The organism is Kribbella sp. WER1 (assembly GCF_054189145.1).
In genome coordinates, this window is sequence record NZ_CM135186.1 from 1,366,661 (window position 1) to 1,379,177 (window position 12,517).

The following is a 12,517-nucleotide window of genomic DNA, read 5'->3' on the forward strand; positions in this document are numbered from 1 at the left end:
TCGGCTTGCCGCTGCCCGGTCGGCCGGAGCGGCCGACACCCTGAGGCAACGAGAGGTAACAGTAGTGACCGTTTCGTGACCAGTGCAATTCGCCCCTCGGGTTTGATCGAAAATTAACGAAGCGGGTTCCCGGCCAAACGGCCGTTTCGCCTTCCGTTACAGGGGTTCCGGGCACGTCCGGAGCAGGGTCAGGCGCGTCATCGTCCTGACAAACACCGGCGTGTCATCCGGTCTGCTCCTCCGGCTTGGCGTCCGGCTCGATGCTGTCCACCGCGTGCACCAGCCGCAGCGGCGGAACCAGCCCCGAGTCGGCCAGCGCGTCCAGGGCGGCCTTCTCGTCGTCGTCGATCCGCAGGCTGCCGGACCGCTCGGCCGACAACCCCAGCACCACGGTGACGACACAGTCCTGGCACCCCGGACCCCTCATCACGCAAGCGTCGCAGTCGATCAGCACAACATCCTCCAAGTGGGGAAGCACCCGGACTTGCATCCGGCTGAGAAGGACGCTAGAGAACCCCACCGACAGTTTCCGTTCAGAACAGCAACCGGGCTTCGCCCGGCAGGTGGGGCGGGGGTCGGTTGCTACGTGCGGGCGATCCGTGAGATCAGGCTGGCCGAGGAGAGGGCGCGGGCGCCGAGTTTGACGATGCTTTCGGCAACTTCGCGGTCGGTGGAGACGACCACCACCGGGCGGCCGGGCGGCTCCGCGCGGACCAGTTGCCGGATCACCTCGTCCGCGATCACCCCGGCCGGGCTGAACCGCACCCGGACGCCGCGCGGCGGGTTCAGCTGCACCGGCCCGGACAGCTCGGCGCCGTCGAACACCACCGTGACCTCGAGGCGACGCTGCGCCACCAACGCCCCGAGCGCGGTCACCAGCCGCTGCCGTTGCGAGTGCAGCGGCGAGTTCGGCCAGGCCGTCTTCGTCACGTTGTACCCGTCGACGATCAGGTGCACCTGCGGCAACGACAGCAGCTCGTCGAACAACGCCGGGTCGTCCTCAGGCGCCGTACGTCCGACCGGGGCCGCCTCAGGCTCGGAGCCGGCCACCGTGTCCGCCGGGCGGAGCTCGCCCCCGGGCGGCAGCGCCAGCTCACGGCGCAGCCCGCTCGCTGCCTCCAGCAACGTGTCCAGCAGCAGCCGGGTCCGTGTCGTCGCCAGCTCGCGTTCCTGTCCCGCCGTACGCCGGGCCGCGTGCTCGACCGCTTCGAGTTCGGTGATCCGGGCGCGGAGCTTCCGCAGCTCGCGGTCGACCTCGGCGCGCGCGGCGTCGACCCGTTCGTCGGCGGTCGCGGCCTCTTTCGTGCGTTGCTCGAGCTCGGTGTGCAGACCGGTGATCCGCTGCCGGGCCTCGTTCAGCTTGCGGCGGAGCGTGACGTTCTCGGCCTTCAGCTCGTTGACCTGATCACGAAGCCGTTCGCGGACCTGACGGGTCTCGGTGCGGGCCTGGTCGAGCTGGTCGGACAGCCGATGGACAGCTTCGGCGTCGGCGCGCGGGTTCTCCACCGGGACCTGCGCGACCGCTGCCAGATGCTGTTCCCAGTCGTCCGGCCGGAGGAGGTACGCAAGCGCCGCGACCTCGACCGGATCGGCGGCCGGGACCGGTACGCCGTCCGCGACCGCGTCGCCGAGCTCCGGGTGCTCACGCCGTACCTCGAACGCGGTCAGCTTCCGGAAGTGGTCGTCGGTCTCCAGGATCGGGCCGAGCACCGACGCCGACAGCTTCGCCCGGCGGGCCGGCGCGAAACTCGCGAACCGGCGCAACGGAGCGGGGATGTCGGTCGCGGGAAGCTGCCCGAGGGCGTGCGCAGCGAGGGTCAGGACGCGTTGCCGGACCGGTTCAGGCAGAGTCGTGGCAGCAGAGCTCGCGGCGGTGCCGGCCTCAGTCACCGGTCCGCAGTCCGGCTGGAACGGCGACCGGGAACGGCCGGTGACGCAGACCACACCGGACGGGCCGCGGGCCCTGATCCAGAGTGATCGCCTGTGTACGCATACCCAGAGCCTAGTCGACTTGCAGGCGTGTCACCTGCGGAATTGTCGGTGGCGGCTCCTAGCGTCATGTCCATGACCAGCCCTGTGCCCGCCATGGACCCGGAATCGTCGCTGCCGATCCGTGGCGTCCAGCACAGTTTCGACGACCTGGGTACGCCGCTGCGCGACATCACGTTCTGCATCGTGGACCTGGAGACCACCGGTAACCCGCCGGGCGAGGGCGGGATCACCGAGATCGGCGCGGTGAAGGTGCGGGCCGGCGAGGTGCTCGGCGAGTTCCAGACGCTGGTCAACCCGTCCGAGCCGATCCCGCCGTTCATCGCCGTGCTGACCGGCATCTCGGACCTGATGGTTGCCTCGTCACCGCGGATCGACTCGGTGCTGCCGGCCTTCCTGGAGTTCGCGCACGGGTGCGTGATGGTCGCCCACAACGCGCCGTTCGACATGGGTTTCCTGAAGCACGAGACCCAGGTGCACGGGTACGACTGGCCCGACTTCGCGGTCGTCGACACCGCGCTGCTGGCGCGCCGCGTGATCACCCCGGACGAGGCGCCGAACTGCAAACTCGGCACGCTCGCCAAGCTGTTCCGGACCACCACCACGCCGAACCACCGGGCGCTGTCCGACGCGCGCGCCACCGTCGACGTGCTGCACGGGCTGTTCGAGCGGGTCGGGTCGTTGGGCGTGCAAACATTGGAGGACCTGCAGACGTTCTCGTCCCGGGTCGCGCCCGCGGTCCGCAAGAAGCGGCACCTGGCCGAGTCGTTGCCGCACGCACCGGGTGTGTACCTGTTCACCGACGACCGCGGCGAGGTGCTGTACGTCGGCAAGTCGAAGGACCTGCGGACCCGGGTCCGGTCGTACTTCACCGCCTCCGAGACCCGGAACCGGATCGGCGAGATGGTCGGCATCGCCACCGCCGTCCGCGGCATCGAGTGCGGTACGCCGCTGGAGGCCGAGGTCCGGGAGCTCCGGCTGATCGCGGAGCACAAGCCGCGGTACAACCGGAAATCCAAGTTCCCCGAGCGGCAGCACTGGCTGAAGGTCACGGTCGAGCCGTTTCCGCGGCTCTCGCTGGTGAAACAGGTCCGCGACGACGACGCCGGGTACCTCGGCCCGTTCAGCTCCCGGAAGACCGCGGAGCGGGCGATGGCCGCGCTGCACGAGGCGTTCCCGATCCGGCAGTGCACCGCGCGGATGTCTCGTAATCCTTCGTTGTCACCGTGCGTGCTGGCCGAGATGGGCCGTTGCGTGGCGCCCTGCGACGGGCGGATCTCCGCGGATTCGTACGGCGAGTTCGTCACCGGGCTGCGGTCCGCGCTGACCGTGGACCCTACACCGGTCGTCGACGCGCTCGACCGGCGGATCGACGTACTGTCCGCGGACGAGCGGTTCGAGGACGCCGCCGTCCACCGGGACCGGTTGAGCGCGTTCGTGCGGAGTTCGGCGCGGATGCAGCGGATGGCGTCGGTGACCGGGTGCGCGGAGATCTGCGCGGCGCGGCGTACCGACGACGGCGGCTGGGAGCTGCACGTGATCCGCCGCGGCCGGCTCGCGGCGGCCGGGTTCAGCCCGCGCGGGACGGATCCGCGGCGGCACCTGGAGATGCTCCGGGCGTCGGCCGAGACGGTGCTGCCCGGGATCGGCCCGGTCGCGACCGCGTCCCCGGAGGAGATCGAGCTGATCCTGCGCTGGCTCGAGCTCCCCGGCGTCCGGCTGGTCGAGATGGACGGCACCTGGACCTGCCCGGTGAGTGGCGCCGGCCGGCACCTCACCCGCCTCGACAACGCCCACAGCGACCTCCACCAGCACCCCACCGAACGCCGTCGCCACATGCGGCCGCTGGGTCCGGCGCGGGTGAGCTAGGTGACCTCCGAGGTCGCCGTGCGGCTGCGGGCGTGGCGGACACGGCGGTGGGTCAACCAGTTGGAGCCGGCCGTGCGCGCGGGCACCACGCAGCGACACAGCAGCTTCATCGAGGGCGGTCGCTCGGTGCCGGGCCGCGAGATGGTCATCCGGCTCGCCGAGTCCCTGCAGGCGCCGCTGCGGGAGCGGTACCAGTTGCTGGTCGCCGGCGGACACGCCCCGAGCCTGGCCGCGATCCGTACGGCGCTGACCGGGATCCTCGACGGGCATCGCCCGAGTCCGGCGGTGGTGGTCGACCGTCGCGGCGACGTGGTGCTTGCGAACTTACGGGTCGTTCGGCGTACTGACGGACGGCGTCGCGCCGTACCTGCTGGAGGGGCCGGTGCCGGTGCCCTGGCTGTTTCCTGCATCCGGACGGGCTGGGATCTCGCCGCGGACGAGCTGATCGCGGAGCTCGTCGCGCTGATCCCGCCCGGCGCCGGGGCCGGAGCACGTCCGGTTCGCCGTACCGCTGCGGCTACGGACAGCGAGCGGGGAGTTGCGGTTGATCACCACGCTGACCCGGTTCGGTACGGCGATCGACGTCACCGTCGCGGAACTGCGGATGGAGGCGTTCCTGCCCGCCGACGAACCGACGGCGCGGACGCTGCGAGGCCTCGACCGCACTATGCTTCAGCGGGTCGAGGCGTGAGAAGTACCAGAGGTAGTAAGGAGAGGACGGCATGGTCACCGCGATCGTGTTCATCAAGGCCGACGTCGCACGGATCCCCGAGGTCGCCGAGGCGGTGGCCGCCATCGACGGCGTCAGCGAGGTGTACTCCGTGACCGGCGGGCTCGACCTGATCGCGCTCGTCCGCGTCGCCCGCCACGACGACCTGGCCACCGTCATCCCTGAGCACGTGAACCGCGTCTCGGGTGTGCTCAGCACCGAGACACACATCGCGTTCCGCGCGTACTCCAGCCACGACCTGGAAGCAGCCTTCAGCCTGGGCGAGGACGGTGTCTGAGGACTGGTCCGTTCCGGTCCGACTGACACGAGCTGAAGTTACGGTGAGCACATGAACGTCTGGGGTCAGTTCGTCGCCGAGCAGGTCCGCGCATGCGCGCCGGCAGTGCAGCGAGGACGCGGATGAGCAACCCACCCGCCGGCTGGTACCCCGACCCCACCGGCCAACCCAAAACCATCCGCTTCTGGAACGGCGAGAAGTGGACCAACCAAACCGACCACGAAGACCAGGCGGAAACCCTGTCCGCCACCGTGCCTGACGAACCGGCCTCGTCGTCGACCCATCAACAGCGGGACGCCGACCAGTCGCCCTCGCCCGAGCCGAACCCGGCCAACGCGGACTCCAACCAGCCCACGTGGTCAGCCGACCAACAGCCGTGGAGCGCCGACCAGTCCAGCTCCCCCGAGCAACCTGCACCGGCACAGGACAACAACCAGTGGCCGAACCAGCAGCCCAACCAGCCGGCCTGGTCCGCCAACCAGCAGCAATGGGGCGCCGACCAATTCACGTCCTACGACCAGCCGGACCAGAACTCCGAGCAAACCCAGATCCAACCCCCAGCGGCACAGGACAACCAGTGGTCGAACCAGCAATCCCCCGACCAGCCGGCTTGGTCCGCCAACCAACAACCCTGGGGCGCCGACCAGTTCACCTCGTACGACCAGCCGGACCCGAACAACGAACAGACCCAGATCCAGCCGTGGTCCGGTCAGGAACAGCCCAATCAGCCCGCGTGGTCCGCCGACCAGCAGCAGTGGGGCGCTGACCAGTTCACGTCGTACGAACAACCCGACGACCCCAACACCCAGCAAACCCAGATCCAACCGCCACAAGACAACAACCAATGGTCGAACCAGCAAACCCCCGACCAGCCGGCTTGGTCCGCCAACCAACAGCCCTGGGGTGCCGACCAGTTCACCTCCTACGACCAGCCCGACCCGAACTCCGAGCAAACCCAGATCCAGCCCTGGTCGGGCGACCAACCCTCCCCCGACGTCGAACAACCCCAGCAACAGCAGTGGTCCGGCCAGCAGTACCCGGCCCACGAGCAAACCCCCCAGCAGCCTTGGTCCGCCGACCAACAGCCCTGGGCCGCTGACCAGTTCACGTCGTACGACGAGCCGCCCACCGACGGCAACCCCCAACAGGCACCCGCCCCTCAGCAACACCCCACACCGGCCCCGGAGCACCCAACCGCCCAGCCGGAGGCAACCCCCCAACCGTCGGCACGTACGTCAGGCCTGCGCTCAGTAGGCACCCCCGACACCCCCGCCCCGCAAGACCCCACCCCCGAATCCGGCTGGTGGCAACCCTCCGCCACCCCCCAACTCTGGGGAACCCCCCAACCCACCAACGACAGCCCCCACCTCCGAGCCGTCTCCCCCGACGAGTACACCCCCGCGGCCAACGCCCACCCCGCCATACACGAGCTCGGCGCACAGCACCCTGCTGACCAGCAGCCCGGCGTACAGCACCTGGACGTCCAGAACCTCGGCGCACAACACCCTGCCGTACACGAGCCCAACCCACAGCACCCTGGTAACCAGCAGCCCGGCGCACAAAGCCCTGGTAACCAGCCCGGCGTACAGCACCTGGACGTCCAGCACCGCAGCGACCAGGAACTGGGCGTACAACGCCCGGGCGACCAGCACCCCGGCGACCAGGAGCACGGCGTACAGCACCCGGCTGTGCAGCGCCCCGGCGACCAGTCCGGCGTACCCACCCCCGAGAACGGTCCCACCCCCGCGGAGCGCGCCCGCGCCACCTGGGGCGCCCCCGTCCTCGCCCCGGCTCCCGCCGAACACTGGACCCAACGCGACCCAGCCGAAGCCGAAGCCATCGAGGCCGCCCTAGCCGGCAACGCGGCCCCCGAGGAACCATCCCCGGAACCCACCACCCCCACCCTCCGCCTCGCCCCAGTCCCGCAACCTGCGGACCCCACGCGGACGGACGCGGCCACCGCAGACATCACTGACGCGCGTTCCACAGCCGACCCATCCAATGCGGACACGGCTACCACGCCCTCCACGGCCGACACAGCCAACGCGGACACGACAACCGGAGCCCCCCGCACCGCCAACGCAGGCCCGGCTACGCCGGACGCTGGCACTGCTGCTGACACGGGCACGGGCACGGGCAACGCGAATACATCAGCAGGTACTACCGGTGCGACGATCGCAGGGGCTGCTCTCGGAGCAGGTGTTGCGGCTGCTGCATCCACCGCGCTACCGGACGCCGCACAGCCAACCGACCCGCCCCAACCGGCTACTCAAACCCCCAACACCACAACGGATCCCACCGCCGCACAAGCAGACGACCAAGCAGCACGCCTGGCAGCGGACGACTCCGAGGCGGCCGTACCGCAGCCCGACTGGGGCAGCCAAGGCGGCGACGAGCAGCCCGACGCGACAAGCGACGTACCGGCCTGGGGCGTCGAAGCCTCCGACGAGGACGACTTAACGACCCCGGAGAAGGCCGGCCCGCTCTGGACCGTCCCCGAGTCGACCGACTCCACCCCGGACCAGCCCGTCCAACTGTGGGGCGACCAGCAGTCCGGCAACCAGAACTGGCCCGACCAGCAGCCCGCGCCCCAAAACTGGTCCCAGCAACCAAACCAAAACCCCCAACAGCCCAACCAGCAGCCGACCCCCGAACAGCAGCCCGTGCAGTCCCAGCAACTCTGGGGCTCGCAGCAGGCCTCGGCGGGTACGGATGCACCGGCTGACAACGGCTGGGGCGTAGGCGACCAGCACGGCGCTCAGGAATCCGGCCCGTGGGGCCAGCAAGCCCAACAGAGCCCCAACGAGCCCTGGAGCAACGGCCAAAGCTGGCCAGTCCAGGAACCGACCAACCAGCAACCCAACAACGGCTGGGGCCCCAACCAACAAAACGGCCAGCAAAACGGCCAGCAATGGGCCAACCAGCAAACCCAGCAGCAGCCACCACAGCAGCAAGCCTGGGGCGACAACGGAAACGAGGCCTGGGGCGGCAAGGCCGACCTGAGCTCCGGCGTCGGCAAGCGCGACACCAAGGGCAAGAGCAAGAAGTCCAAGAGCCCCGGTGGCGGCGGGCCGTTCGGCGGGAAGCTGCCGTTGTTGGTCGGCGGCGGCATCGCGCTGGTACTGCTGATCGTGGCCGCGATCGTCCTGCTCACCAACCACGACGACAAGACCGCGAACCCGGACCCGAGTGGTACGCCGACGCAGAGTACGTCGCCCGGCCCGACCGGCGGCACCACGCCCGGCCAGTCCAAGAACCCGAAGCTGCACGAGGGTGCCGACCGGATCGCGTCGACGGCGATCTCGTTCCCGCGCCGCAAGCCGCCGTGGTCGGACCGGATCCGGCTCGTCCAGCAACTCCAGCACTCGAACGGCCAGCGGATCGTGCTGACCGAGAAGGCCGCGGGTTCGGACGACTGGTCCGCGGACATCTTCGTCGGCGGACTCGGTACCGGCTCCGGCTTCACCGGCGACCCGAAGGCGACCGCGCTGTCGCTGGCGGCGCAGCTGCACGACGGCGGGCTGTACGGCAGCATCCCGGTCACGTTCAAGCCGCTCGCGAACGGCGCGGTGAAACGCTCCGACAAGTCCGGCTGGTTCGTCCAGCAGACCGTGACCACCACGGCCCCGAAGGTGACCGACCGCGTCCTCACCCTGACGGTGGCCGTCTTCGATCTCGGCGACGGCACTGCGGTCGCGTACATCAGCGAGATCCCCACCAACCGCCCAGATCTGAAAACGGCCGCAGACGAGGCCTTTAAGGGAATTCAAGTTGGCTGACAACGACGACCTCAACCACCCCACCGAGGACGGCGCCAGCCCGTACTCCGGAACGCCGGCCGCTGAGGCACGCCCAGGCGACCCCTTGTCCGGCAATAACGGTTCCCTGTCCGGCACCGGGGACTCCCTGTCCGGCACGCCGGTTGCACCTCCTGTCCCGGCGCCCCGCCCCGATCAGCCGGCTCCCGCAGACGCAAGCTCGTCGGACGCTCTGTTCGGCCAGTCCCCCGCCCCGGCCCCGCCGCCCCCGCCGCCAGCCCGCCCCCAACACGCAGCCCCACCCCAGCAACCCACCTGGCCCACCCAACCGCCGGCCAACCAACCGCCTAGCGGCCAACACCTGCGCAACCAGCAGGCAGACGGCGGACCTGCAGGCGGTCAGCAAGCAGACAGCGGACCCGTGGGTGGTCAGCGAGCAGACAGTGGACCTGTGGGTGGTCAGCAAGCAGGCAACCGGCACGTGGGTGGTCAACAAGCCGACAGCTGGCAGCAGCCCGGAGCACAGGCACCTGGCCAGCGGTCGTGGGATCAACAGCAGCCGCCGGGTCAGCAGCCTGGTGCGCCGGCTGACGGACAACCACTAGCTGGCCAGCAGCCGTGGAGCGCTCAGCAGCAGCCGACAGCACAGCAGGCTGACGCTCAGCGTTCAAACGTGCAGCAGCCGACAACGCAGCAGGCTGGCGCTCAACGTTCAGACGTGCAGCGTCCGCCTGCGCAGCACCCGCTTACACAACAGCCGCCGGCACCACAACCGTCCGCACAGCAGCAGTATGCACAGCAGTCATACGCGCAGCAGTCATACGCGCAGCAGCCGCATGCGCAGCAGCCGACTCCCCAGCAGCCGGCGCGCCCGCAGCACGCGGCTCCTCCAGCGGGACCGCAGTACGCCGGTCAGCAGCAGCCACAAGCGGGCCTGCAAGACCAGTCACCCGGCCGGGCGCCGGGTGGACCTACGCGAGACGGACAGTTGCCAAGCGCACCAGCCCACGGCGGGCACGCGCCCGGCGTACCAACCCACAGCGGACCCGGCGTACCAACCCACGGCGCGCCCGCCGCACCAGCCCAAGGTGCGCCCGGTGGGCCGGCTCAAAGCAGGCCCGCTGGGCCAGTGCAAAGCGACCAGGCGCCTGGCGGGCAGGTGTGGCGTGAGCAGCAGGTGCCGCAGCAGCCGGGGCCGCAATCTGGGCAGCCAGGGTCGCCACCAGGGCAGTCAGGGCAGCAGCCATTGCAGTCTGGGCAGCAGTCTGGGCAGCCGCAGGCTGGGTGGCAGGCTCAGGCGATGGGAGCCCAGGCGGGCGGCCAACAGACCGGCCACCCGGGCGGGTCCGGCGCGTCGGCCGGCGGTTCCGATCGGTCCCAGGGCGGGCAGTGGGGCGGGTCGGCTGCGCAGCCGACCGGTTCGCAGCCGGGTGGTTCGTGGTCTGGGCAGTACGGCGGGCAGGACGTGGGAGCTCAGCCGGGGCAGCGGCCTGGTCAGTTCGGTGGTGGGCAGAGCGGACAGCAGGCAGGTGGGCAAGGTGCTCGGAACCCGGGCCAGCACGCAGCGCCGCGAGGCCCGCAGGGTGGTCAGTTCGGTGGTGCGCCGGGCGGACAGCAAGTACCAGGTGCTGAACGAGGTGCGTTTGGCGACGCGATCTCGCAAGCGGCTGGGCCCTACGCGAAGCCGGCATCTGGCGGGCCTGCCGATGGTGGCGGGCAGCCCGCGGGTAGGCAGTCCGCGGGTAGCGGGCAGTCCGCGGGTGCGCATGCGGCTGGGCCGTTGGCTGGGGATGGCGGGCAAGCATTCGGCGCGGGCGCGCAGGGTGCAGGTAGCCATGGTGCGGACGCGGCCGGGCAAGGTGCGTTCGGCGCGAGTCCCCGCGGTACGGGCGCACACGGTGCAGGCACCCACGGCGCGGGTTCGTACGGCGCGGGTTCGTACGGCGCGGGTTCGTACGGCGATCAGTCCGGCGCTGCGCGCGGTGGTGCGGCTGGGGGCGGGTCGGGTGACGTGGGAGCGCATGCGGCCGGCGCTGGCTCCGGGGGTCTGGGTGGTTGGTTGAGTGGGGGGTCTAGTGGGGGTAACGGTCGGGCGCGGGTGATTGGGGCCGTCGTGTTGGTCGTAGTCGCCTTGGCGGCTACCGGGCTGAGTGCGGGGTGGGTCTGGAACAAGGCCGACGCCCTCACCCCGGTCGCCCTCCCGTCGACCGGTAAGCCGCTCGAGACCGTCAACCCGTCGGCCAAGCCGACCAAGACGCAAACGCCGTACGGCAAGGTGATCGGGACCGAGATGGTTGCCTCGAACACCGACACGATGCCGATCATGAGTTCGGCCTGGGGTAACTCCTACGAGCGCACCGGTCTGATGGGTGGCGCGGCGATCTGGCTGACCGTGCACAAGAACTACGACGGCAAGAGCGCGTCCTGGGGCAACTACACGGCGTTCGGGCAGCTGCCGACAGACATCGCGTACAAGAACACACCGGCCGGGCTGAAGGAGGCCGGGATCCAGATCGGGGCCCGGGCGATCACCAGCCTGTACGACAAGAACGCGCAGGTGATGAAGGGCACGCAGCACAAGGCGATCACGGTCAACGGGCATCCGGGCCACGAGATCGTCGCGAAGGTGGTCGTGAAGGTGCCGAAGCTGGCGGAGACGTTCTCGACCGTGATGATCGCGGTGGTCGACCGCGGCGACGGTACCGCGGACGTGTCGATCGCGGACATCGCCGGCTCCACCCCGGCCTGGCAGAACGTCTGGCGGACCAAGGTCAGCCAGATCAAGATCAACAAGTAACGCGAAGGGCCGGCCGGAAACCCCGGCCGGCCCGATGCACACGAGAGATCAGCCGCGCACCTCGGCGCAGGCCGTGATCCACCGGTCCAGCACGTCCTTCGCGGCGCCGGAGTCGAGCGCCTCCGCGGCGCGGTCCATCCCGGTCCGGATCCGTTCGGTGACACTGCCGGCTTCCGGCGTGTACGCCGCCAGGGCCGCGCCGGCGTTCAGCAGTACGACGTCCCGCACCGGCCCGGTTTCGCCCTCGACGAGCGCCCGGACGACCTTCGCGTTGTACGTCGCGTCCGCGCCCTTCAACGCGTCCGCCGACACCGGCTCGATCCCCAGCTCCCGCGGATCCAGCGTCACCGGTCCGTCGACCTCTCCACCGCCGACGCTCCACACCTGGGACGTCGTACGCGTGGTCAGCTCGTCGAGCCCGTCGTCGCCGTGGAACACCAGCGCGTCGATCCCACGTCGCGCGAGTACGCCGGCCATCAGCCCGGCGACCCGTCCGTCTGCGACTCCGACGGCCTGCGCCGACGGGTCGCCCGGGTTGGCGAGCGGGCCGAGCAGGTTGAACGTCGTCGGTACGCCGAGCTCACGCCGCGGTACGGCGGCGTTCCGCAGCGCCGGGTGGAACGCGGACGCGAAGCAGAACGTGATCCCGGCCCGCTCCCCCACCTCGGCCACCTGCGGGCCGCTGAGGTCGAGCGGGATGCCGAGCTCCTCGAGTACGTCGGCGGCACCGCACGCGGACGAGGCCGCCCGGTTGCCGTGCTTGACGACCTTCGCACCGGCGCCGGCCGCGACGATCGCGGACATCGTGCTGATGTTCACCGTGTGGGCCTGGTCACCGCCCGTCCCGACCACGTCCAGCGTCCGGCCGGCCACACTGATCGGGGTCGCGAACTCGCGCATCGTCTGCACGAGACCCTCGACCTCGGTGACCGTCTCGCCCTTGGACCGCAGCGCGATCACGAACCCGGCCAGCTGGGCCGGGGTCGCGGCCCCGGACAGGATCTGTTCCATCGCCCACGCGGTGGCGGCGGCCTCCAGGTCCTCGTGCCGCAGCAGCGGCCCGATGACGTGGGACCAGGTGTAGGCGCCCATCGAGG

At 70.4% G+C, this 12,517-nt stretch carries 12 protein-coding genes; 7 read left to right on the forward strand and 5 right to left on the reverse strand.

Annotated elements, in window-relative coordinates; genetic code table 11:
* Positions 1 to 223: 223 nt before the first annotated feature.
* Together ACXJJ3_RS06700 and ACXJJ3_RS06705 are read right to left on the reverse strand one after the other, a co-directional pair.
* Entirely contained in the window at positions 224 to 427 is a 204-nt protein-coding gene (locus ACXJJ3_RS06700; protein WP_458169073.1) for a hypothetical protein, read from the reverse strand.
* A gap of 155 nt (positions 428 to 582) precedes the next feature.
* Positions 583 to 1,890, reverse strand: a complete 1,308-nt coding sequence (locus tag ACXJJ3_RS06705; RefSeq protein ID WP_458169074.1) for an NYN domain-containing protein — start codon at positions 1,888 to 1,890, stop codon at positions 583 to 585.
* Positions 1,891 to 2,064: 174 nt separating this feature from the next.
* Between ACXJJ3_RS06705 and ACXJJ3_RS06710 the strand changes: the two genes are divergently transcribed.
* Positions 2,065 to 3,858 carry a DEDD exonuclease domain-containing protein gene (locus ACXJJ3_RS06710; protein ID WP_458169075.1) on the forward strand — a complete coding sequence of 598 codons (1,794 nt, stop codon included), beginning with the start codon at positions 2,065 to 2,067 and terminating at the stop codon, positions 3,856 to 3,858.
* A 324-nt stretch (positions 3,859 to 4,182) separates the two neighbouring features.
* Here ACXJJ3_RS06710 and ACXJJ3_RS06715 read toward each other — a convergent pair whose 3' ends face one another.
* The gene (locus ACXJJ3_RS06715) at positions 4,183 to 4,410 is read right to left on the reverse strand and encodes a hypothetical protein (RefSeq protein ID WP_458169076.1); all 228 of its coding nucleotides are present in this window, start codon (positions 4,408 to 4,410) and stop codon (positions 4,183 to 4,185) included.
* Between ACXJJ3_RS06715 and ACXJJ3_RS06720 the strand changes: the two genes are divergently transcribed.
* From ACXJJ3_RS06720 to ACXJJ3_RS06735, 4 genes are all read left to right on the forward strand, one after another.
* Complete coding sequence (locus ACXJJ3_RS06720; protein ID WP_458169077.1) at positions 4,403 to 4,549, forward strand: hypothetical protein; 147 nt, start codon at positions 4,403 to 4,405, stop codon at positions 4,547 to 4,549. The two genes, ACXJJ3_RS06715 and ACXJJ3_RS06720, sit on opposite strands and share 8 nt — an antisense overlap.
* Before the next feature lie 31 nt (positions 4,550 to 4,580).
* Positions 4,581 to 4,865 carry an Lrp/AsnC family transcriptional regulator gene (locus ACXJJ3_RS06725; protein ID WP_380198338.1) on the forward strand — a complete coding sequence of 95 codons (285 nt, stop codon included), beginning with the start codon at positions 4,581 to 4,583 and terminating at the stop codon, positions 4,863 to 4,865.
* A 122-nt stretch (positions 4,866 to 4,987) separates the two neighbouring features.
* Entirely contained in the window at positions 4,988 to 8,644 is a 3,657-nt protein-coding gene (locus ACXJJ3_RS06730; protein WP_458169078.1) for a hypothetical protein, read from the forward strand.
* Between the two features lie 404 nt (positions 8,645 to 9,048).
* On the forward strand, positions 9,049 to 9,228 hold the full coding sequence (locus ACXJJ3_RS06735; RefSeq protein WP_458169079.1) for a hypothetical protein: 180 nt from the start codon (positions 9,049 to 9,051) through the stop codon (positions 9,226 to 9,228).
* Between the two features lie 212 nt (positions 9,229 to 9,440).
* Here ACXJJ3_RS06735 and ACXJJ3_RS06740 read toward each other — a convergent pair whose 3' ends face one another.
* Complete coding sequence (locus ACXJJ3_RS06740; protein WP_458169080.1) at positions 9,441 to 9,563, reverse strand: hypothetical protein; 123 nt, start codon at positions 9,561 to 9,563, stop codon at positions 9,441 to 9,443.
* Positions 9,564 to 10,383: 820 nt separating this feature from the next.
* Between ACXJJ3_RS06740 and ACXJJ3_RS06745 the strand changes: the two genes are divergently transcribed.
* Both ACXJJ3_RS06745 and ACXJJ3_RS06750 read left to right on the forward strand, forming a co-directional pair.
* The gene (locus ACXJJ3_RS06745) at positions 10,384 to 10,686 is read left to right on the forward strand and encodes a hypothetical protein (protein WP_458169081.1); all 303 of its coding nucleotides are present in this window, start codon (positions 10,384 to 10,386) and stop codon (positions 10,684 to 10,686) included.
* A gap of 50 nt (positions 10,687 to 10,736) precedes the next feature.
* Complete coding sequence (locus ACXJJ3_RS06750) at positions 10,737 to 11,420, forward strand: hypothetical protein (protein WP_458169082.1); 684 nt, start codon at positions 10,737 to 10,739, stop codon at positions 11,418 to 11,420.
* A gap of 48 nt (positions 11,421 to 11,468) precedes the next feature.
* On the opposite strand, the gene trpD is transcribed toward ACXJJ3_RS06750, so the two are convergent.
* Positions 11,469 to 12,512, reverse strand: coding sequence for an anthranilate phosphoribosyltransferase (trpD, locus tag ACXJJ3_RS06755; protein WP_458169083.1), 1,044 nt, complete (start codon positions 12,510 to 12,512; stop codon positions 11,469 to 11,471).
* Between the last annotated feature and the right edge of the window lie 5 nt (positions 12,513 to 12,517).